The following is an 18,298-nucleotide window of genomic DNA, read 5'->3' on the forward strand; positions in this document are numbered from 1 at the left end:
CGGTTATTCGCCTTCGATGCCGGTGATCGGCTTGGTGGTGCCCCAGCTGCGGCAGCGGGGGCATTGCCAGTGAAGCTGCTCGCCGCTGAATCCGCAGCGCCGGCAGCGGTGGCGGGGCAGGGCCTTGAGCAGGGTGTGAGTATGGCGCTGAAGTAGCTCGATGCGCTGGTCTACGCTGGAACCTTCCTGCTGATGGTAGAGGCGAATCAGGTAGTCCACGGCACCGAGGCTGGGTGAGCGCTCGAGTTCGCGGGTCAACAGGCTCAGCGCGGCCTGGGTGTCGCCATGGTGGCGGCACAGGGTTTCGGCGAGCAGGATGATGACGCTGGTATAGGGAGCGATCTCGAGCAACGATTCGAGGTGGCGGATCAGGCCGACCTCGTCGTCGAGCAGCCGATAGGCGCGGGCGAGCGGCTCGAGCAGGGTGGGGATGAAGGTCTTGTCCTGCTCGGGAATGCGTTGCAGCAGTCGAATTGCCTGGCGATAGTGTCCGGTGTCCAGTGCCATCTCGGCCAGCAGCAGGTTGGCACGAACGCAGCGCCGGTCAGTGGCCAGGGCTTGCTTGAGGTGACGGTTCGCCAGGGCCGGACTCGCCGACCGGCGTTCCTGCACGGCGAGCTCACACAGCCAGTGGGCGGCGGCGCGGCGCACATCGTCGCTTTCCCTCACCAGTGCCGGCTGGGCCACGTCCAGTGCCTGCTGGTATTCCCCTTCCCGCTCCAGCAGGTCGACGAGCAAGTGACGAGCCGTCTGGCGCAGCTCTTCGTGCAGGCCGTCCTTGATCAGAGCCTGGAGCAGGCGCTCGGCCCGGTCGAGCAGCCCCAACTGCAGGAAGTCTCTCGCCAGTTCCAGCTGGACGCGCTCGCCCTGGTCGCCGCTGAGCGTGGGGCGAGCCAGTAGGTTCTGGTGGATCTTCACCGCTCGATCCGCCTCGCCGCGCGAGCGGAAGAGGTTGCCCAGGGCGATGTGGGTCTCGATGGTGTCGCTGTTGACTTCCAGGGCGCCGATGAAGGTTTCGATGGCGCGGTCCTGCTGGTCGTTGAGCAGGTAGTTCAGGCCCACGAAGTAGTCGCGGGCCAGGGTCGGGGATGACGTGTGGGTATCGGCGACCCGCCGTTCGCGGCGGCCCAGCCACCAACCGATGGCGACCGCTGCCAACAATAGGGCCAGCAGCAGAACATCGGGCATGCTCAGGGCAGTTCCTTCATCTCCTGGATACGCAGCTTGTCGAGTTCCTTGCGTTGCTGCTGATTGTGGCGTTGGGCTCGGGTCAGCAGGGTGCGCAGACGCAGATAGACGCCGCTCATGGCGAGCATGCCGAGGAAGACACCGACGGCAAGGGAGGCCAGCAACCAAACGGAAAGCGATGCCGGCGGCAGTTCGATCCAGATAAGGTTAAGAGGGAGAGACTGCTGGTTGTTGACGGCGAACAGGATGCCGACCAGCAGCACCACCAGCAGAATGACGGCCAGGATCAGGCCTTTGAGCCAACGCATGTATGAATTCCCGTATCGAGTTGAAGGAGGGAAGGCCGGCGCGTGACCGGCGGTCAGTAACCGAGGGCGCGACTGGCGTCCACCTGTTCGCGCAGCTCTTTGCCGGGCTTGAAGTGTGGCACGAACTTGCCGTCGAGCGCGACCGGTTCACCGGTCTTGGGATTACGGCCGATGCGCGGCTCGCGATAGTGTAGCGAGAAGCTGCCGAAGCCGCGGATCTCGACTCGCCCACCATCCGCCAGGGTGTCGGTGATGTCGTCGAGGATCATGCGGACGGCGGCCTCGACATCCTTGACGGACAGCTCCGGCTGTCGCATGGCAATCTGTTCGATCAGTTCGGACTTGGTCATCGGCTCTCTCCGTGCTGTCCAGGCCTGGACCGAGGCGGCTCTAGGCGATCGTCTCTCAAAGCATACTGTGCAACTCTCGATAAAACAACGCACTAGACGGCTAAGCCCCGAAACGGCAACGGGAGGCCGGGGATGTATCCAACACGGGGGCTATCCCGGGGTTGGGGGAGCTCGGGTATACTGTGCCCTCACTCACGCAATCGACGAGGCCGACCTTGAACGATGATTCGTCTGCGGCAGCCGCTCTCCGCAAGCGCCTGTATTGGCATTCCCGGCGCGGCATGTGGGAGCTCGACCTGCTGCTGATCCCCTTCCTCGAACAGCGCTACGATGACCTCGACGCGAGCGATCAGGCCGCCTACCGGACCCTGATCGACGAAGAGGACCAGGATCTCTTCGTCTGGTTGATGCGTCGTGAATGGCCCGAGGAGCCCGAGCGCCGCCGCATCGTCAAGATGATCGTCGAGCATGCCGAGACCACCGGTAACGATCACTATCGAACCCTCTAGAGCGTCGCTACTCGCCCAGTGTCTGGTGGCATTGGGTGTCGTGGGATGGCTGGGGGTGCACGCCCCCGGCTGGGTGACACTGCTGGCGGCGTCGAGCCTGGCCGCCATGCTTTTCCTCGATGTGCAGCGACGTCCCGCTGGTCAACTTCGCCATCAGCTTCGGGATGGGACTGTTTCGCAGTGGTTCTGGCGTGAGGCGGATGGCCATGAATGGCGGGAGATGACACTGAGCTGCGACTATCTCGGCCCCTGGCTGATCGGCCTGCGCCTTGATGGGCGTCGTCTCTGGCTATGGCCGGACTGCAGCGATGCCGAGTCGTTGAGGCAGTTGCGCCGGGCGCTGGTCAGCCTGCCATAGACGTCTGTCAGGTTTGCCCTGTGTCGAGGTCACTCAGATGGATCCGTGACGCTTGGGGCGCCGGGTCGCCATGCAGCGGACAGTCGGGGTTGAAATGCAGGCCGCGGGACTCGCGGCGTGCACTGGCGCTGGCCACGGTGAGCCGTGCCAGGCGGAGGGCGTGCCACAGGCTCGCGAGCTCGACGCTTGGCACGGCATCGGCCAGACGAGGTGCCAGGCGTTCGGTGAGTTCGGTTAGGCGCCGGGTGGCCTCGTCGAGGCCGGCATCGTGGCGCACGATGGCCACGCGGGCGCTCATGACCTCACGCAGTTCGGCAAACAGCGCCAGACACTCTTCTTCGGATATCCGTGCGGTGCCGGTGTACCAGGGTGTCAGCGCAGCCTCGTTGGCTGGGCTGGCATGGCGCAGTCGCCGAGCGCAGCTGCGTGCGAAGGCCAGACATTCCAGCAGAGAATTGCTGGCCATGCGATTGGCGCCGTGCAGGCCGGTGCCGGCAACCTCGCCGACGGCGTAGAGGCGCGGCACCGTGGTGGCGCCCTCAAGATCGGTGCTGACGCCCCCGCAGCTGTAGTGGGCCGCCGGAACCACCGGGATGGGCGCGGCGGCGATGTCTAGGCCGCGGGTCAGGCAGTGGGCATGGATGGTTGGAAAGTGGTGGCGGATTGCCGCCTCGCCCAGGTGTCGGATGTCGAGCCAGACATGATCGCGGCTGCTTCGCTGCATTTCGGCATCGATGGCGCGGGCCACCACGTCGCGCGGTGCCAGCTCGGCCCGTGGGTCGACCCCGGGCATGAAGCGTTGCCCTTCGGCATCCAGCAGATGGCCGCCTTCGCCGCGTACCGCTTCGCTGATCAGGAAGGGGGGGCCGCCCGGATCGAACAGGCAGGTGGGGTGGAACTGCTGGAACTCCAGGTTCATCAGTTCCGCGCCCAGCTCGGCGGCCATCATCATGCCTTCCCCGCAGGCCGGGTTGGGGCTGGTGGTGTGGCGGAACAGCCCGCTGGCCCCGCCGGTGGCCAGCACGGTGTCCGCGGCCAGCAGCTCGTGGGGCTGGCCGGCTTCGTCGAGGCAGCGGGCGCCACGGCACTGGCCGGCCTGGTCGCCGATCAGGCCGACGGCGACCAGGTCGGTGTGCAGGCGGATCGCCGGATGGGCCTCGACGTCGCGGCGAAGGGTCTCGACCACGGCGCGGCCGGTGGCGTCGTCGGCATGAATGATGCGCCGCGCCCCGTGGCCGCCTTCCCGGGTCAGGTGATAAGGATAGCTGGCGTCCGGGTCGGGATCCGGCGTGAACGGTACGCCCCGTGATAGCAGCCAGGCGATAGCCGCCGGGCCTTGCTCCACGGTGAAGCGCACTGCCGCCTCGTCGCACAGACCGTCGCCGGCGACCAGGGTGTCGGCCACGTGCGCTTCGATGTCGTCATCCGGGGACAGGACGGCGGCGATGCCGCCTTGGGCCCAGCGGCTGGCACCCAGCCCGTCGCGAGCCGGCTGCAGCAGCGTCACGGGGCGCCGATCGGTGACTTCCAGGGCCAGTACCAGGCCGGCGATGCCACCGCCGATGATCAGCACATCTTGCTTGGTGTCGCTCATCCGGGCCGTCCTTGTCGGGGAGACTCCGTCGTCTCGTGGGTGTCGTGCGGGGCGAGCAGGCCATGCCGCCTAGCCCCCTTGCGCAGTCGCCGGCTGGGCAAGCGTTCCAGGCCAGCCAGCCGCTCGATGAGTTCGCCGGTCAGGCGGGCCAGTTCGCGATTCAGCCATAGGTAGCCGCTGGGGCTGAGCAGTCGGCGTCCGTCGCTCGAATAGGCATCGTTTGCCAGGTCCGCATGGCGCTGCAGATCGAAGGGAATGAGTTCCACCTCGATGGGGCGGCCGGTGCGAACCTGGAAGGCCAGGGTGCCGATGGCACGGGCGAGGGTGTGTTGCTGGTCGCGCAGGCCGTCCATGGCATCGATACGCTCGTGGCCGGCTCGGGTGTTCCAGTGCGTCTCGAGCAGCAGCTCGATGGTCGAGAACATGCGCCGCTGCAGGGAGATGAGGTCGTCCTGTTCGCCCCGGGTCAGGCGGTGCTCGCGGTGGATAGCGTCGACCAGGCCGCGCTGCTTGACCAGCAGCTTGCTGCAGGCCTTGAGCAGGCTTCGCGTATCGAGGTCTACGGGGGCGCTGGCCGAGGTGTGAGCGTGATAGAGGCGTGCCATGTGGTCGAGGTTGTCCGCCATGGCAAAGCGCAGCAGATCGGTCGCCTTGTGAGGCAGAACCAGCATGGTGACGCCGATCCCGATCAGGGTGCCAAGCAGTACGTTCAAGCTGCGCCACAGGGCCACATCCAGTTCCGGAGTGCCGCCGCCGATCACCAGCAGCAGGCTAATGGCGAACATCAGTCCTCCATAGCCGTAGCGCTTGGCGAAGGTGGCCCAGGTCGCTACGGCGATGCCGGCCAAGGTGCCGAGCGGCAGCAGGCCGGGCCAGGGTAGCGGGAGGACGATCAGCAGCAGGCCCCACAGTGCGCCCAGGAGAGTGCCGAGCAGGCGTTGGCGCCCTTTGTCGAGCACCCCACCAATATGTGGCAGGTTGCCCATGACCATGACGGTGCTGACCAGGGCCCAACCTCGATGGGGAATATCGAAGGGTTCGGTGATGGCGTAGGCGATGACCAGCGCCAGGGCGACGCGCAGCACATGAAGGATGCGGCGATGGCGGTTGGTGAAGTAGGGGTCGCGTAGCAGGCGCGCCAGCTTCATGGGCGTGATGTACCGTTCGCGGGCCGGTTCTGGAGGATCAATGAAATCATGGTGCCCGGAGCCGGGCTCGAACCGGCACGGTGTTGCCACCGAGGGATTTTAAGTCCCTTGCGTCTACCAATTTCGCCATCCGGGCGGGGTTCGAGCGGGCAGCAGAAGGAATGATGGAGGCTGGAGTCGGAATCGAACCGGCGTACACGGAGTTGCAGTCCGCTGCATAACCACTCTGCCATCCAGCCTCATGAGTCAAGCCATTCGTATGTTGAATGGAGCGGGAAACGAGATTCGAACTCGCGACCCTCGCCTTGGCAAGGCGATGCTCTACCACTGAGCTATTCCCGCCTGACTCGAGGACGCATTATACGGATAAGTCGGTGACTGTCAAACGCTTTTCTCGCTTGGCGCTACATCGAGTCACTCAGATGCGGCCAGGCGGCACGCAGGTATTGGATCATCGACCACAGGGTCAGCAGGGCCGCGGCATAAAGGGTGGCCACACCCAGTACGGCGATTGGCGTGTCTGGCGTGAAGGCCAGCAGCAGCAGCAGGGCGATCATCTGCAGAGTCGTCTTTACCTTGCCGATCCACGATACCGCGACCTTGCCGCGCTTGCCCATCTCGGCCATCCATTCGCGCAGCGCGGAGATGACGATTTCGCGGCCGATGATCACCAGTGCCGGCAGTGTGAGCCAGCTAGCATCATAGCGTTCGATGAGCAGGGCCAGGGCGACGGCCACCATCAGCTTGTCGGCCACCGGGTCGAGGAAGGCGCCGAAGGGCGTCGACTGGTCCCAGCGCCGAGCCAGATAGCCGTCCAGCCAGTCGGTCACCGACGCCAGGGCAAACAGTCCGGCGGCGACCGGCATGCTCCACGAGAAGGGCAGGTAGAACAGTACCACCAGCAGCGGGATGAAGGCGATTCTGGCCAGGGTCAGGAGGTTGGGGATGTTCATCGAAGCTGCGGTCCTTGCCTGAGGTGGGAGATGCCGAGTATCGGGCCATTCTATCCGGCTCGGCCACGCTCATCCATGCAGTGCACGATGAATCGTCTCCGCCGGTGAGCGGGGGCGCTGATGCCCGGCATCCGGGCCCGTTCCTCGCAGTCTGACTATCCGGCTCTCGGTTGTGCTCATCCATGCAGTGCACGATGAATCGTCTCTGCGAGGGTGGCGCTGATGCCGGGAACCCGAGCCAGCTCCTCGCGGCTGGCCTGGCGCACGCCGTGTAAACCACCGAAGAAGCGCAGCAGCTCCCGACGGCGGCGCGGGCCGACGCCGGGGATGTCCTGCAGGGTTGAGGTGCGTCGGGTCTTGTCGCGACGCGCCCGATGTCCGGCGATGGCGAAGCGGTGCGACTCGTCGCGAATATGCTGTAGCAGGTGTAACGCCGGTGACGCGCCATCGAGATCGAGGGTTCGGTCGACGGTTTCGAGGTAGAGCGTTTCCAGGCCGGCCTTGCGGGTGCTGCCCTTGGCCACGCCCAGCAGCATGACGCCGCTTACGCCGAGCTCGGCGAAGACGTCGCGTGCCATGTTCAACTGGCCCTTGCCACCGTCTACGACCAAGATGTCCGGCCGTTCGCCCTCGCCGTCGGCAAGCCGGCGGAAGCGGCGGGTCAGGGCCTGACGCATGGCGGCGTAGTCGTCGCCGGGTTCCACGCCCTCGATGTTGAATCGTCGGTAGTCGGACTTGCGCGGGCCATCGGGATCGAACACCACGCAGGAGGCGACGGTAGCCTCGCCATGACTATGACTGATATCGAAGCACTCCAATCGAGTTGGCACGTGTTCCAGGTTCAGGGCTTCGCGCAGTGCTTCGAAGCGCTTGGCCAGTTGGGTCTGGCTGGCCAGCTGGCCGGCTAACTGCTGTTCGGCGTTGGTGCGTGCCAGCTCACGCCACTGGGCGCGGTGGCCGCGCACCTGGTCGGTGACGCGGATACGCTTGCCGGCCCGTTCGCTCAGGGCGCTAGCCAGTAGCTCGGTGTCGGGCAGCGGGTGGCTGGTGATGATCTCACCGGGAATCTCGCGCGCCTGGCCGAGATAGAATTGGCTGACGAACTCCCCCAGCAGCGCTTCCGGTCCCAGGTCCAGGCCGTTGGCGGGCTCGTGATGGCGAGCGCCCAGCAGTCGGCCCTGGCGCACCGTGAGTACCGAGATGCACAGTGCACCAGGACGCGAGGCCAGTGCGAAGACATCCGCATCGCCGCCGCCGGTGTCGACAAACTGGCGCTGCTGAAGTTGACGCAGCTGCTGTATCTGGTCGCGCAGTCGGGCGGCTTCCTCGAACTCGAGAGCCTGGCTGGCTGCTTCCATGTCACGGGTGAGTTCTTGGGTTACCGCCTCGCTCTTGCCTTCCAGGCACTGGATCGCGTGTTCCAGATCGCGCCGGTAGTCGGCTTCCTCGATGTAGTCCACGCAGGGCGCACTGCAGCGGCCGATCTGATACTGCAGGCAGGGGCGAGTGCGGTGGGCGAAGACGCTGTCTTCACAGTTGCGAATGCGGAAGATCTTCTGCATCAGCGACAGGCTTTCCCGCACTGCGCTGCTACTGGGGTAGGGGCCCAGATAACGGCCATCGTCGTGTCGCGTGCGGGCCCGCTTGTATTCCAGTGCCGGGAAAGGGTGGCGGTCGGTGACGAAGACGAAAGGGTATGACTTGTCGTCTCGCAGCAGGATGTTGTACGGCGGCCGCTGCTCCTTGATCAGTGTTTGCTCGAGCAGCAGCGCCTCGGTCTCGCTGTTGGTGACCGTGACCTGGATGTCGGCGATGCGGCCGACCAGCGCCTGGGTCTTGGTGTTCAGCGCGCCCCGAAAGTAGCTCGCCAGGCGCGCCTTGAGGCGCCGCGCCTTGCCGACATAGAGCGTCTCGCCGCGTTCGTCGAGCATGCGGTAGACGCCGGGGGCCTGGGTTACGGTGGCCAGGAAATGACGTGAATCGAAACTCATCGGGCGGCGGTGTGGCGGAGATGGACGCTTATCCTATCAGACTCGTCGTCGGGTGGGTCACTCCGTCCGTGGCATGTCTGTCGTACCGGCACTTGGCTTCATGGCCTGCTTGTGCACGCGTGAGCCCAGCCCTTGTCTGGCTGATGTGCCGGTCTGGCCGAGGCGTCGTTCTCCGTCGTGCCGGGCAAGGCCTAATTGAAGCCGTCGACCAGGCCGTGGCGCAGTCCCAGGTGGGTCAACTCCACATCGGAATGCACATCGAGTTTCTCGAAGATGCGATAGCGATAGGTGTTGACGGTCTTGGGGCTCAGGAACATGCGGTCGGCAATTTCGGCCACCCTTTGGCAGTTGACGATCATCATCGCCACTTGCAGCTCGCGCTGGGAGAGCTGGTCGAAGGGGTTGTCACTGGCATCGACCCGCGACAGCACCAGGCGCTGGGCGATATCGGGGCTGACATAGCGTTGCCCGGCAAAGACGTTGCGCACCGCAGTGACCATCTCGTCGTGCTGAGAGCCCTTGCTGATGAAGCCGTGGGCGCCGGCATCCAGGAGGCGTTGGGCGAAGCCTTCCTCGAGAAAGGCAGTGAGCACCAGAATACGGATGTCATGGCTATAATGGTGAATTTTTCGCGTGGCTTCCAAGCCGCCGATGCCCGGCATGCGGATGTCCATCAGCACGATATCGGGTTTAAGTTCACGGGCCAGGCGGATGGACTCTTCGCCATCCGCGGCTTCGCCCACGATCGTGATATCCGGCTCGTCGTCGAGCAGGTGGGCGATGCTGGTCCTTACCAGGTGGTGGTCGTCGGCAACGAGAACCCTGATCAAGGCAGGTGCTCCTGAAAATGGTGTTGAATGACGCTAGAGCCGAAGACGACGATTCTGGTGCGAAGCATTCGGACTCTAGCGTGGCACAACATCGCCCTAAGCCGATTTGGTGTCAATCGAAGACATGTTTTTTCATAATCACGGATTGACGAGTGGGCATGATGGTCTTAATATTCGCTCCGTTCTCGCGGCCCAGTCCGGCGAGCAACAGTGGGGCCTTAGCTCAGCTGGGAGAGCGCAACACTGGCAGTGTTGAGGTCAGCGGTTCGATCCCGCTAGGCTCCACCAACCGAATATTGAAAGCCGCCGAATGCATCGCCATCGGCGGCTTTTTCGTGTGCGTTCGCATGCACTCGTGTGCATGAATCTCTTATGACTGGGGCTTGACGGGAAGGCAGTTCGAACGTAAAGTACGCCTCGTTCTCGCGGCGCAGGCCGACGAGTAACAGTGGGGCCTTAGCTCAGCTGGGAGAGCGCAACACTGGCAGTGTTGAGGTCAGCGGTTCGATCCCGCTAGGCTCCACCAATCGAATACCGAGAAGCCGCCCGATACCGATATGGTACCGGGCGGCTTCTTTTTGGCGTGTCTGGCGGGGGCGCTCTGTCTGCTGCAAGGCGAGTGTCGACACGAAGCGATACAGCCACGGCGGGCTCGTCGCCGTGGCTCGTTGGGCCCGGTGTCAGTCGCGGTCGATGGCGAAGGGCCCCCAGGCCTGGCGCACCGGCATGATCTCTAGCCGATTGATGTTGACGTGGGGCGGCAGGGTCGCCACATGAAAGATCTGCTCGGCGACATCCTCTGCACCGAGCGGTGTCGTGTCGCCGTAGAGCGTGTCGTGGGCGTTGCGGTCGCCGCCGGTGCGCACCAGGGTGAATTCCGTCTCGGCCAGCCCCGGGGCAATATCGGTGACCCGCACGCCGGTGCCCAGCAGGTCGCAGCGCAGGTTGTAGCTGAACTGGCGGACGAAGGCCTTGGTTGCGCCGTAGACATGGTTACCCGGGTAGGGAGTGTCGGCGGCCACCGAACCGACGTTGATGATGCTGCTGCCGGCTCCCTGCTCGATCAGTGTCGGCAGCAAGGCATGGGTAACATTCACCAGGCCGCTGACATTGGTGTCGATCATGGTATGCCAATCGTCGAGCGAGACCCGCTGCGCGGGCTGCGGCGCCAGGGCCAGGCCGGCGTTGTTGATCAGACACGTCACTGCGGCGAAGGCCTCGGGCAGGGCATCGATCACCGCTTTCACCTCGTCGGCGTCGCGAACGTCGAGTACCGCGGTATGCACCGGCACCCTCTCCTGCAGTGCTTCGCGCAGCTCGTTCAGGCGCTCCTCGCGTCGGCCGGTGAGCACCAGCGACCAGCCCGCCTCGGCAAAGCGGTGGGCGCAGGCGCGTCCGAATCCGGACGTGGCTCCGGTGATAAGGGCGATACGGGTCATGGCAGGCTCCTTTTGCGGCATGAGATCGGCGGGGAGGGCCAAGCATAGCGGGTTGTGGCCGCGATAATCGACGGGGCGTCACGACGGCCACGGGCGGCGCCGGTGTTGCGGCGCCGCCCGTGGCGACATGCTGGCGCGAGCCTGGCTCAGCCCTTCAGCGCGTCCATCAGGCAGTGGGCGACCGGCTCCGAGGAGGGCGGATTCTGCCCGGTGATTAGTCGGCCATCCTGGCGGGTGTAAGGCGCGAAGTCGTCTGCCTTGCTGTACCGGCCACCCTTGGCGATCAGGGCGTCCTCCACCAGTTGCGGCACGATGTTGGTCAGGCCCACGGCGGCCTCCTCACCGTTGGTGAAGCCGGTGACCTCGCGACCCTCGACCAGCGGCTTGCCGTGCTCGTCGCGGGCGTTGAGCAGCACGATGGGGGCGTGGCAAACAGCCGATACCGGCTTTCCCTGGGCCCAGAAGGCCTCGATCAGGCGAATCGATTCGGTGTCGTCGACCAGATCCCAGAGCGGGCCGTGACCGCCGGGATAGAAAACGGCGTCGAAGTCGTCGGCCTGCATGTCGGCCAGCCTATGGGTGGCGGCGAGCCGGGCCTGGGCCTCCGGGTCCTTCCGAAAGCGTCGCGTCGCCTCGGTCTGGCTGTCTTCGGCATCGCTCTTGGGATCCAGCGGCGGTTGCCCGCCTCTGGGCGAGGCCAGGGTTAGTTCGGCCCCGGCGTCCTGGAAGACGTAGTAGGGCGCGGCCAGCTCCTCGAGCCAGAAACCGGTCTTCTCGCCGGTGTCGCCTAGCCGGTCGTGGGAGGTCAGGACGATCAGAATGCGAGGGGACATAGAAACGTCTCCTGTCGGGGACCCATGGGGCGGATCCCGGGTGTCTTGGATCAGCGTGAGCGATGGCGCCTTGCACGGCGGCGGCCCGCCCCGCAGGGCGAACCGCACGGTCTTCAGTCCCAGTCGGGAGCGAAGTCGGGATCGGCGATACGCTCGCCTCGGTCGAGAGCGGCGATGGCCTGCATCTCCTCGTCGTCGAGCGTCAGCTCGAAGGCCGCGAGGTTGCTGCGGATGTTGTTGACCTTGGTGGAGGAGGGAATGGCCACGATGCCTTGCTGCTTCAGCCAGGCCAGGGCGATCTGGGCCGGGCTGGCCTCGTGGGCCGCGGCGATACGCGCCAAGGTATCGTCCTTCATGACCTTGCCGACGGCTAGCGGCATGAAGGCGGTCACCGCGATGCCATGACGTTCGCAGTGCTCGATCAGCGGTCGATTCTGCAGCAAGGGGTGCACCTCGATCTGATTGGTCAGCAGGGCCCCCTCGCCGAGGATCTCGACGGCCTGATCGAGCTGCGCGCGGGTGAAGTTGGAGACACCGATATGGCGTGCCTTGCCGACCCGCTGCACTGACTGCAGGGCGCGCAGGTAGTCGGCCATCGGCACCTCGTCGCCGGGCGATGGCCAGTGGATCAGCAGCAGATCGACGTAGCCGGTGCCCAGACGTTCCAGGCTCTCCTCGACGCTCGCCTCGAGATCGCCGGGCTCGAGGCGGTCATGCCAGACCTTGGTGGTCAGGAAGATCTCTTCTCGCGGTATCCCGCTGTCGGCGATGGCCTGGCCAACCTCGGCTTCGTTCCCGTACATCTGAGCGGTGTCGATGTGACGATAGCCGAGGTCGAGAGCTGCGTGCACGCTCTGCCGGAGGGTCTCGCCCTCGAGACGAAAGGTGCCGAAGCCGGGGTTGGGCAGTGTGCGGGTCGTCATTGGTCGCTCCTTGGTTCGTGGGTTCAGGCGCTGGCCAGGGCGTCCTCGAAGACGCCTTCCAGGTGTGCCCGATACTCGTTCCGGTGGGTGTCGATCTCCGGTGCCTTGATCACGTCGTTGGCCAGGTAGGTCGGCAGGGAGGTCATGCCGAGGAATTCCATTGCCTTGTGGAACGGGAAATAGACGGCGTCGACGCCACGCCCCTCGAAGAAGTTGCCGGGCTCGTCGAACGCGTCGACTGGCGCATTCCAGGTCAACGACAGCAGGTAGCGCTTGCCCTGCAGCAGGCCGCCGCTGCCGTACTGCCGGGAAGGATCCTGGCGCGAGCGGCCATCGCTGGCGTAGAGCCGGCCATGTCCCTCGGTCAGTACCTCATCCAGGTAGCGCTTGACCGTCCAGGGCGTGCCCATCCACCAGCCGGGCATCTGGAAGACGATGACATCGGCCCACAGCCATTTCTCGATTTCGGTCTCCAGAGCGTAGCCGTCGTCGATGCGGGTTTCCTGCAAGGCATGCCCCCGCTCAGCGAGGGTGCCGCGGGCGGTGTCGTGCAGAGTGTCGTTGTAGCGGCCGCCGGAGTGAGCATAGGCCTTGGCGCCGTTGAGCAGCAGGATATTCATGGTAGTTCCATTATGCGGCTAATCAATTTCTTGGCCCAACTGTGTGGGCGGTGGCGATGACCTTCAATGCATGGCCAGCGAAAAACACTTTCTCGCGAGGCGTAAAGGTCAGGTTCGGTCGAGCGGGGGGCGGGCTCAGGCAATGGGCATGAAAGATCCCTTCGAGTGAGCGTTCGAATGCTGCGGAGTCTGCGTGGTCTGGTTTGTGCGATAAACGTCGTTAAAATAGAAACACTTTTGCGTATAACGAAACAGTAGGCTGCGCATGGCCCGGGAGGTCGATCTTGAAGAGCCGCACGGAGGATCTCGAGCTGTTGGTGGCGGTCATCGACAGTGGAGGCTTCAGTGCTGCTGCCCGGCAACTGGATGTCCCGGTGGCGCGAGTGTCGCGCGCGGTGCAGCGACTGGAGCGGCAACTCGATACGCCGCTACTCAACCGCACCACCCGCAGCGTGACGTTGACCAGTGAGGGGCGGGTCTTCGTCGAGCAGGTGCGCGAAGGCCTGGGCCGGCTGGCCGAGGCCGAGGAAGCCATGCGCCTCAGTCGAGAACGGCCCAGCGGGCCGTTGCGAGTGGACGCGGCGACGCCCTTCATGCTGCATCAACTGGTGCCGCTGGTGGGTGATTTCAGGGCCTGCTACCCGAGCATCGAACTCGAGCTGTCCGCCTCGGACGACATCATCAATCTGCTCGAGCAGCGAACCGATGTAGCGATCCGCATCGGTGGCCTGGAAGACTCCACCCTGCATGCCCGCCCATTGGGACGCTCGCCGCTGCAGTTGGTGGCGAGCCCGCGCTATCTGGAATGTCATGGTATTCCGGTCAGTCCCGCTGCGCTGCGCGATCATCGACTGCTGGGATTCATGAACGCCGACAACCTCAATCGCTGGCCGGTGGAAGGGCTCTCCCGAGAAGGGGCCAATATCCGACCGCAGCTGAGCACGTCCAGCGGCGAGGTGATGCGGCAGCTGTGCATGGCCGGGGAGGGCATCGCCTGCCTGTCGCGCTTCATGATTCGGGACGATCTCATTCAGGGCCGGCTGGTCAGCCTGATGGCGGATCGCATCATCAGCCCCGATCCGAGAGAGCAGGTCCAGGCGGTCTACTATCGCAACACGGCCTTGTCCTCGCGGATCGGCGCCTTTCTCGACTTTATCGCACCCCGCCTGACGCTGTGAGGCATCGCTCGAGATCACATGGCGTCAAGCAGGAAGCGGGGTCATGTGCTCTCGCCCACCAGCAGCTCGAAACCCACGTTCAGCTGGCGGCGAATGACCCGCTTGCCGTCCAGTCGCCGCAGGATCTGTTCGGCGGCCTGACGTCCCATGGCCTCCCGTGGAGACTGGATCGTCGTCAGCCGCGGTGTGAGATGCTGGCCTAGGGACAGGCCGTTGAAGCCGGCGATGGCGATCTCCTCCGGCACACTCAGGTCAAGCCGAGAGGCGTGCAGCAGGGCGCCGGCTGCCAGGTCGTCGTTGGCAAAGTGGATGGCGTCGGCTTCGGGGTATTCCTTCCGAACACGCTCGAGCCCGGCGGCCCCGGCCTCCAGGCTGCCCAATTGATTCAGTTCGATGAGCGGTGCCTCGCTCCCGGCCCCTTCCATGACCTCGCGGTGGCCCTCGAAGCGGAGCTCGGCCCGGTAGTCCTGGTCGAGGCAGGCGCCGACGTAGACGGGACGGCGATAGCCTCGTTCGAGCAGATGGCGGGCCATGCAGCGGCCGGCCTCGCGATGGTCCAGGCCGACGTTCAGGTCCAGGGCATCGCCCAGTTCCATGACTTCCATCACAGGCTTGTCGCAGTGCTCGAGCAGTTCGCGACAGGGCTGAGTATGACGCAGCCCGGCGGTGACGAGCGCGGAACATGACCAGCCGAGGAAGGTCCTGACCAGGCGGTGTTCGCGCTCGATGTCGTAGTCGGTATTGCCCAGCAGGATCTGGTAGCCCTGCGCCTCGAAGGTCGTCTGCAGACCGCGGATCACCTCGATGAACACGGCGTTGGCCAGTGACGGCACGATTACCGCGATGAAGCGGGAGCGAGCGGACGCAAGGCTGCCGGCGACGAGATTGGGCACGTAGCCGACCCGATCCACGGCCTCCAGGACCCGCTTGCGGGTCTCCTCGTTGACGCGTTCCGGGGTGTTCAATGCGCGGGAGGCGGTGATGGCCGACACGCCAGCGGCAGCCGCGACATCCTTGAGGGTCGGTTGGGCCGAACCGCGTCGACGCCTTGTCCTGCTGGCTTCCTGATTAGACATTGGTCACATCCTTGCACACTGGTCTTGCTGCGGGAAAGTCACTCGTCTAGAACTATGTTAGCGCTAACATGACAGCGCTACCATCACTAATCACGGGATGCACGGCATCACGCGACCATCGGGAGATCGAAAGGTGAGCGACATTTCCGCAAGCGCGCCTCGCATCGGGATCATCGGCCTGGGGGCCATGGGCATGGGTACGGCCAGCGCACTCCTCGAGCGGGGACTGTCGGTGATGGGCTGTGACGTCTCGGCCTCGGCCCGCGAGGCCTTTGAGGCCAAGGGAGGGCGAGTGGCCGTCACGCCCGCGGAACTGGCCGTGCACTGCGACATTGTGCTGCTGGTGGTCGTCAATGCCGACCAGGTCGAACAGGTGCTGTTCGGCGACCAGGGGCTGGTGGGGCGCCTCGCTGAGGGAAGTGTGGTGATGCAGTGCGCCACGGTGGCGCCCAGCATCGCCCAACGGCTAGGCGAGCGCCTGGCTGAGGCGGGCCTTGAGATGCTCGACGCCCCGATCAGCGGCGGCGCCGCCAAGGCGCGCAGCGGCGAGCTCTCGGTGATGGCCTCGGGCACGCCGGCAGCGTTCGACAAGGCCGCCCCGGCGCTGGAGGCCATGGCGGCCAGCGTCTATCGACTGAGCGATGCCGCCGGCATCGGTTCCAGCATGAAGCTCGTCAACCAGCTGCTGGCCGGGGTGCATATCGCCACGGCGGCGGAGGCCATGGCGCTCGGCATCCGCCTGGGGCTCGACCCGGACACCGTCTACGAGGTGATCACCCACTCGGCGGGCAACTCCTGGATGTTCGAGAACCGGGTGCCGCACATCCTCAAGGGCGACTACACGCCACTGTCGGCGGTCGACATCTTCGTCAAGGACCTCAACATCGTCCACGACACCGGCCGCGAGCTGGCCATGCCCACCCCGGTGACTGCCAGTGCCCTTCAGCAGTTCACCGCCGCCAAGGGCGCCGGTTTCGGCCGCGAGGACGACTCGGCGGTGATCAAGGTCTACCAGCGACTGTCGGGGATCGCGCTGCCCGAGGCGGCCAACGATCCGGGGGAGGCGTGACCATGGCTATCGTGCTGGGTGCCATCGCCGACGACTTCACCGGGGCCACCGATCTCGCCAACAACCTGGTGCGCAGCGGCATGCGCTGCGTGCAGGTGATCGGCGTGCCGGCGGAAGGGCTGGCGCTGGACGATGTCGATGCGGTGGTGGTGGCGCTGAAGTCTCGCTCCTGCCCCGTGGCCGAGGCGGTCGAGGACTCCCTCGCCGCCCTCGACTGGCTGCAGGGGCAGGGCGCGCGCCAGATCTTCTTCAAGTACTGCTCGACCTTCGATTCCACCGATGCCGGCAACATCGGGCCGGTCGCCGAGGCGCTGATGGATCGGCTCGGCGCCGCCCAGACCGTCATGGTGCCGGCCTTTCCGATCAACGGCCGCACGGTCTACCAGGGGCACCTGTTCGTCGGCGACCGGCTGCTCAACGAGAGTGGCATGCAGCATCATCCGCTCAACCCCATGCACGATGCCGACTTGGTGAGGGTGCTGTCCCGCCAGGTCATGCGTCCGGTCGGTCTGGCGGCGCGTCCGATGCTGGCCCAGGGCGGGGAGGCGACTCGCCGCCATCTGGCGGCGCTGTGCGAGCAGGGCATCGGCCACGTGATCTGCGACACCCTCGACGAGCGGGACCTCGAGGTGATCGCCGATGCCGTGGTCGACCAGCCGCTGGTCACCGGCGGCTCCGGGCTCGGCCAGGCGCTGCCGGCCCAGTACCGGCGCCGGGGCTGGCTGGCCGAGGTCGCCGAGCCCGGCCGCCTGGCGCCGGCGGCGGGGGGAGCCCTGGTGCTCTCGGGCAGCTGCTCGCGGGCGACCCTGGGGCAGGTCGCGCACTTTCTCGAGCGCCATCCCGGCATCGCGCTGGACCCGCTGGCGCTGGCCGAGGGCGAGGCCCACTTGCAGACGGCGCTGGCCTTCGCTCGCGAACGGCTGGCGGGAGGCGGCCCGGTGCTGGTCTATGCCTCCGCCGATCCGCAGCGGGTTCAGGCCGCTCAGGTGGCGCTCGGCACCGAACGCGCCGGCCAGCTGGTCGAGGCCGCGCTGGGGCGCCTGGCCAAGGCGATGGTCGAGGAGGGCGTGGGGCGGCTGGTGGTCGCCGGCGGCGAGACCTCCGGCGCGGTGGTCTCGGCGCTGGGCATCCGCACCCTGCGCATCGGCGAGCAGATCGACCCCGGGGTGCCCTGGACCCAGGCCCCGCTCTTCGGCCGCGAGGCGCCGCTGTCCCTGGCCCTCAAGTCGGGCAATTTCGGCGGCGCCGATTTCTTCACTCGAGCCTTCGAGGTGCTGTCATGAGCATGAGTGACATCAATGCCCAGCGCGAGCGGATCGCTGTCATGGGGAAGTCGCTGTTCGATCGCGGGCTGACCATGGGCTCCAGCGGCAACATCAGCGTGCGCCTGGAGGACGGCGGCTGGCTGATGACCCCCACCAATGCCTGCCTGGGCCGTCTCGACCCCGCGCGCATCTCGCGCCTGGACCGCGACGGCCGGCTGCTCGACGGCGATAGGCCGACCAAGGAGCAGTTCCTGCACACGGCGATGTACGAGCAGCGCCCCCAGTCCGGCGCCATCGTCCACCTGCACTCCACCCACTCGGTGGCCGTCTCCTGCCTGCCTGACGTAGACCCCCGCGACTGCATCCCGCCGCTCACCGCCTACTACGTGATGCGGGTGGGGCGGCTGCCGCTGGTGCCCTACCACATTCCCGGCGACCCAGGCCTGGGTGATGCCGTGCGCGGCCTGGCCGGCCGGCACAGCGCGGTGCTGCTGGCCAATCACGGCCCGGTGGTGGCCGGCAAGTCGCTTGAGGCCGCGGTCTATGCCACCGAAGAGCTCGAGGAGACCGCCAAGCTGTACCTGCTGCTGCGGGGGCAGAACCCCCGCGGCCTGACGCCGGAGCAGGTGGCCGAACTCGAAGCGCGTTTCCCGCGCGACTGATACC

Annotated in this window: 19 protein-coding genes and 5 tRNA genes; 8 read left to right on the plus strand and 16 right to left on the minus strand. The window is 65.8% G+C overall.

Annotated features, from left to right (window positions below):
• Window positions 1-3: 3 nt before the first annotated feature.
• Genes lapB through ACGTN6_RS10885 form a run of 3 tightly spaced genes read right to left on the minus strand, consistent with a single transcriptional unit; the run spans window position 4 to window position 1,939 of the window.
• Complete coding sequence (gene lapB / locus ACGTN6_RS10875; RefSeq protein WP_394591537.1) at window positions 4-1,188, minus strand: lipopolysaccharide assembly protein LapB; 1,185 nt, start codon at window positions 1,186-1,188, stop codon at window positions 4-6.
• A gap of 2 nt (window positions 1,189-1,190) precedes the next feature.
• A complete protein-coding gene (locus ACGTN6_RS10880) occupies window positions 1,191-1,496 on the minus strand; it encodes a lipopolysaccharide assembly protein LapA domain-containing protein (RefSeq protein WP_394591538.1) in 306 nt (101 codons plus the stop codon).
• Window positions 1,497-1,549: 53 nt separating this feature from the next.
• The gene (locus ACGTN6_RS10885) at window positions 1,550-1,939 is read right to left on the minus strand and encodes an integration host factor subunit beta (RefSeq protein ID WP_394591539.1); all 390 of its coding nucleotides are present in this window, start codon (window positions 1,937-1,939) and stop codon (window positions 1,550-1,552) included.
• Between the two features lie 122 nt (window positions 1,940-2,061).
• Here ACGTN6_RS10885 and ACGTN6_RS10890 point away from each other — a divergent pair, with 122 nt between their 5' ends.
• Complete coding sequence (locus ACGTN6_RS10890; RefSeq protein ID WP_394591540.1) at window positions 2,062-2,355, plus strand: FAD assembly factor SdhE; 294 nt, start codon at window positions 2,062-2,064, stop codon at window positions 2,353-2,355.
• Window positions 2,315-2,713, plus strand: a complete 399-nt coding sequence (locus tag ACGTN6_RS10895; RefSeq protein WP_394591541.1) for a hypothetical protein — start codon at window positions 2,315-2,317, stop codon at window positions 2,711-2,713. The genes ACGTN6_RS10890 and ACGTN6_RS10895 overlap by 41 nt, the downstream gene beginning before the upstream one ends.
• A 7-nt stretch (window positions 2,714-2,720) precedes the next feature.
• Here the strand turns inward: ACGTN6_RS10895 and nadB are convergent, their stop codons facing one another.
• From nadB to uvrY, 8 genes are all read right to left on the minus strand, one after another.
• On the minus strand, window positions 2,721-4,307 hold the full coding sequence (gene nadB / locus ACGTN6_RS10900) for an L-aspartate oxidase (protein ID WP_394591542.1): 1,587 nt from the start codon (window positions 4,305-4,307) through the stop codon (window positions 2,721-2,723).
• Window positions 4,304-5,455: an FUSC family protein gene (locus tag ACGTN6_RS10905; protein WP_394591544.1), complete on the minus strand. Its 1,152-nt coding sequence runs from the start codon at window positions 5,453-5,455 to the stop codon at window positions 4,304-4,306. Before ACGTN6_RS10905 ends, nadB begins: the two co-directional genes overlap by 4 nt.
• 49 nt (window positions 5,456-5,504) lie before the next feature.
• Window positions 5,505-5,591, minus strand: a tRNA-Leu gene (locus ACGTN6_RS10910).
• 29 nt (window positions 5,592-5,620) lie between these two features.
• Window positions 5,621-5,694 (minus strand) — tRNA-Cys (locus tag ACGTN6_RS10915).
• A 28-nt stretch (window positions 5,695-5,722) separates the two neighbouring features.
• A tRNA-Gly gene (locus tag ACGTN6_RS10920) sits at window positions 5,723-5,797 on the minus strand.
• A gap of 62 nt (window positions 5,798-5,859) precedes the next feature.
• Window positions 5,860-6,408, minus strand: coding sequence for a CDP-diacylglycerol--glycerol-3-phosphate 3-phosphatidyltransferase (gene pgsA, locus ACGTN6_RS10925; RefSeq protein WP_394591545.1), 549 nt, complete (start codon window positions 6,406-6,408; stop codon window positions 5,860-5,862).
• Window positions 6,409-6,584: 176 nt separating this feature from the next.
• Window positions 6,585-8,399 (minus strand): excinuclease ABC subunit UvrC, encoded by a 1,815-nt coding sequence (gene uvrC / locus ACGTN6_RS10930; RefSeq protein ID WP_394591546.1) that lies wholly within the window; start codon window positions 8,397-8,399, stop codon window positions 6,585-6,587.
• A gap of 191 nt (window positions 8,400-8,590) precedes the next feature.
• Window positions 8,591-9,229, minus strand: coding sequence for a UvrY/SirA/GacA family response regulator transcription factor (uvrY, locus tag ACGTN6_RS10935; protein ID WP_394591547.1), 639 nt, complete (start codon window positions 9,227-9,229; stop codon window positions 8,591-8,593).
• 212 nt (window positions 9,230-9,441) lie between these two features.
• On the opposite strand from uvrY, the gene ACGTN6_RS10940 reads away from it, so the two are divergent.
• Together ACGTN6_RS10940 and ACGTN6_RS10945 are read left to right on the plus strand one after the other, a co-directional pair.
• Window positions 9,442-9,517: transfer RNA gene (locus ACGTN6_RS10940), tRNA-Ala, on the plus strand.
• A gap of 162 nt (window positions 9,518-9,679) precedes the next feature.
• A tRNA-Ala gene (locus tag ACGTN6_RS10945) sits at window positions 9,680-9,755 on the plus strand.
• Window positions 9,756-9,909: 154 nt separating this feature from the next.
• Here ACGTN6_RS10945 and ACGTN6_RS10950 read toward each other — a convergent pair.
• From ACGTN6_RS10950 to ACGTN6_RS10965, 4 genes are all read right to left on the minus strand, one after another.
• Window positions 9,910-10,668 (minus strand): SDR family NAD(P)-dependent oxidoreductase, encoded by a 759-nt coding sequence (locus ACGTN6_RS10950; RefSeq protein WP_394591548.1) that lies wholly within the window; start codon window positions 10,666-10,668, stop codon window positions 9,910-9,912.
• A gap of 146 nt (window positions 10,669-10,814) precedes the next feature.
• Window positions 10,815-11,501: a type 1 glutamine amidotransferase domain-containing protein gene (locus ACGTN6_RS10955; protein ID WP_394591549.1), complete on the minus strand. Its 687-nt coding sequence runs from the start codon at window positions 11,499-11,501 to the stop codon at window positions 10,815-10,817.
• A 113-nt stretch (window positions 11,502-11,614) separates the two neighbouring features.
• Window positions 11,615-12,424: a 2,5-didehydrogluconate reductase DkgB gene (gene dkgB / locus ACGTN6_RS10960; RefSeq protein WP_394591550.1), complete on the minus strand. Its 810-nt coding sequence runs from the start codon at window positions 12,422-12,424 to the stop codon at window positions 11,615-11,617.
• Between the two features lie 23 nt (window positions 12,425-12,447).
• Entirely contained in the window at window positions 12,448-13,044 is a 597-nt protein-coding gene (locus ACGTN6_RS10965; RefSeq protein WP_394591551.1) for an NAD(P)H-dependent oxidoreductase, read from the minus strand.
• 284 nt (window positions 13,045-13,328) lie between these two features.
• Here ACGTN6_RS10965 and ACGTN6_RS10970 point away from each other — a divergent pair, with 284 nt between their 5' ends.
• Window positions 13,329-14,222, plus strand: coding sequence for a LysR substrate-binding domain-containing protein (locus ACGTN6_RS10970; protein ID WP_394591552.1), 894 nt, complete (start codon window positions 13,329-13,331; stop codon window positions 14,220-14,222).
• A gap of 41 nt (window positions 14,223-14,263) precedes the next feature.
• On the opposite strand, the gene ACGTN6_RS10975 is transcribed toward ACGTN6_RS10970, so the two are convergent.
• Window positions 14,264-15,298: a LacI family DNA-binding transcriptional regulator gene (locus ACGTN6_RS10975; RefSeq protein ID WP_394591553.1), complete on the minus strand. Its 1,035-nt coding sequence runs from the start codon at window positions 15,296-15,298 to the stop codon at window positions 14,264-14,266.
• A gap of 142 nt (window positions 15,299-15,440) precedes the next feature.
• Between ACGTN6_RS10975 and ltnD the strand changes: the two genes are divergently transcribed.
• From ltnD to otnC, 3 genes are read left to right on the plus strand one after another with little or no spacing between them, the layout of a single operon-like run.
• A complete protein-coding gene (gene ltnD, locus ACGTN6_RS10980; RefSeq protein WP_394591627.1) occupies window positions 15,441-16,367 on the plus strand; it encodes an L-threonate dehydrogenase in 927 nt (308 codons plus the stop codon).
• A gap of 2 nt (window positions 16,368-16,369) precedes the next feature.
• Window positions 16,370-17,650, plus strand: coding sequence for a 3-oxo-tetronate kinase (otnK, locus tag ACGTN6_RS10985; protein WP_394591554.1), 1,281 nt, complete (start codon window positions 16,370-16,372; stop codon window positions 17,648-17,650).
• Window positions 17,647-18,294, plus strand: a complete 648-nt coding sequence (gene otnC, locus ACGTN6_RS10990; RefSeq protein ID WP_394591555.1) for a 3-oxo-tetronate 4-phosphate decarboxylase — start codon at window positions 17,647-17,649, stop codon at window positions 18,292-18,294. Before otnK ends, otnC begins: the two co-directional genes overlap by 4 nt.
• The last annotated feature ends 4 nt before the right edge of the window (window positions 18,295-18,298 follow it).

It is taken from the genome of Halomonas sp. B23F22_20 (assembly GCF_043496985.1).
Lineage (GTDB): Bacteria > Pseudomonadota > Gammaproteobacteria > Pseudomonadales > Halomonadaceae > Halomonas.

Excerpts from the sequence above, each read along its gene's own strand:
- lapB (WP_394591537.1), bottom strand. The coding sequence starts at position 1,188 with ATGCCCGATGTTCTGCTGCTGGCCCTATTGTTGGCAGCGGTCGCCATC.
- ACGTN6_RS10880 (WP_394591538.1), bottom strand. The coding sequence starts at position 1,496 with ATGCGTTGGCTCAAAGGCCTGATCCTGGCCGTCATTCTGCTGGTGGTG.
- ACGTN6_RS10895 (WP_394591541.1), top strand. The coding sequence starts at position 2,315 with ATGCCGAGACCACCGGTAACGATCACTATCGAACCCTCTAGAGCGTCG.
- nadB (WP_394591542.1), bottom strand. The coding sequence starts at position 4,307 with ATGAGCGACACCAAGCAAGATGTGCTGATCATCGGCGGTGGCATCGCC.
- ACGTN6_RS10905 (WP_394591544.1), bottom strand. The coding sequence starts at position 5,455 with ATGAAGCTGGCGCGCCTGCTACGCGACCCCTACTTCACCAACCGCCAT.
- pgsA (WP_394591545.1), bottom strand. The coding sequence starts at position 6,408 with ATGAACATCCCCAACCTCCTGACCCTGGCCAGAATCGCCTTCATCCCG.
- uvrC (WP_394591546.1), bottom strand. The coding sequence starts at position 8,399 with ATGAGTTTCGATTCACGTCATTTCCTGGCCACCGTAACCCAGGCCCCC.
- ACGTN6_RS10950 (WP_394591548.1), bottom strand. The coding sequence starts at position 10,668 with ATGACCCGTATCGCCCTTATCACCGGAGCCACGTCCGGATTCGGACGC.
- ACGTN6_RS10955 (WP_394591549.1), bottom strand. The coding sequence starts at position 11,501 with ATGTCCCCTCGCATTCTGATCGTCCTGACCTCCCACGACCGGCTAGGC.
- dkgB (WP_394591550.1), bottom strand. The coding sequence starts at position 12,424 with ATGACGACCCGCACACTGCCCAACCCCGGCTTCGGCACCTTTCGTCTC.
- ACGTN6_RS10965 (WP_394591551.1), bottom strand. The coding sequence starts at position 13,044 with ATGAATATCCTGCTGCTCAACGGCGCCAAGGCCTATGCTCACTCCGGC.
- ACGTN6_RS10975 (WP_394591553.1), bottom strand. The coding sequence starts at position 15,298 with ATGTCTAATCAGGAAGCCAGCAGGACAAGGCGTCGACGCGGTTCGGCC.
- otnK (WP_394591554.1), top strand. The coding sequence starts at position 16,370 with ATGGCTATCGTGCTGGGTGCCATCGCCGACGACTTCACCGGGGCCACC.
- otnC (WP_394591555.1), top strand. The coding sequence starts at position 17,647 with ATGAGCATGAGTGACATCAATGCCCAGCGCGAGCGGATCGCTGTCATG.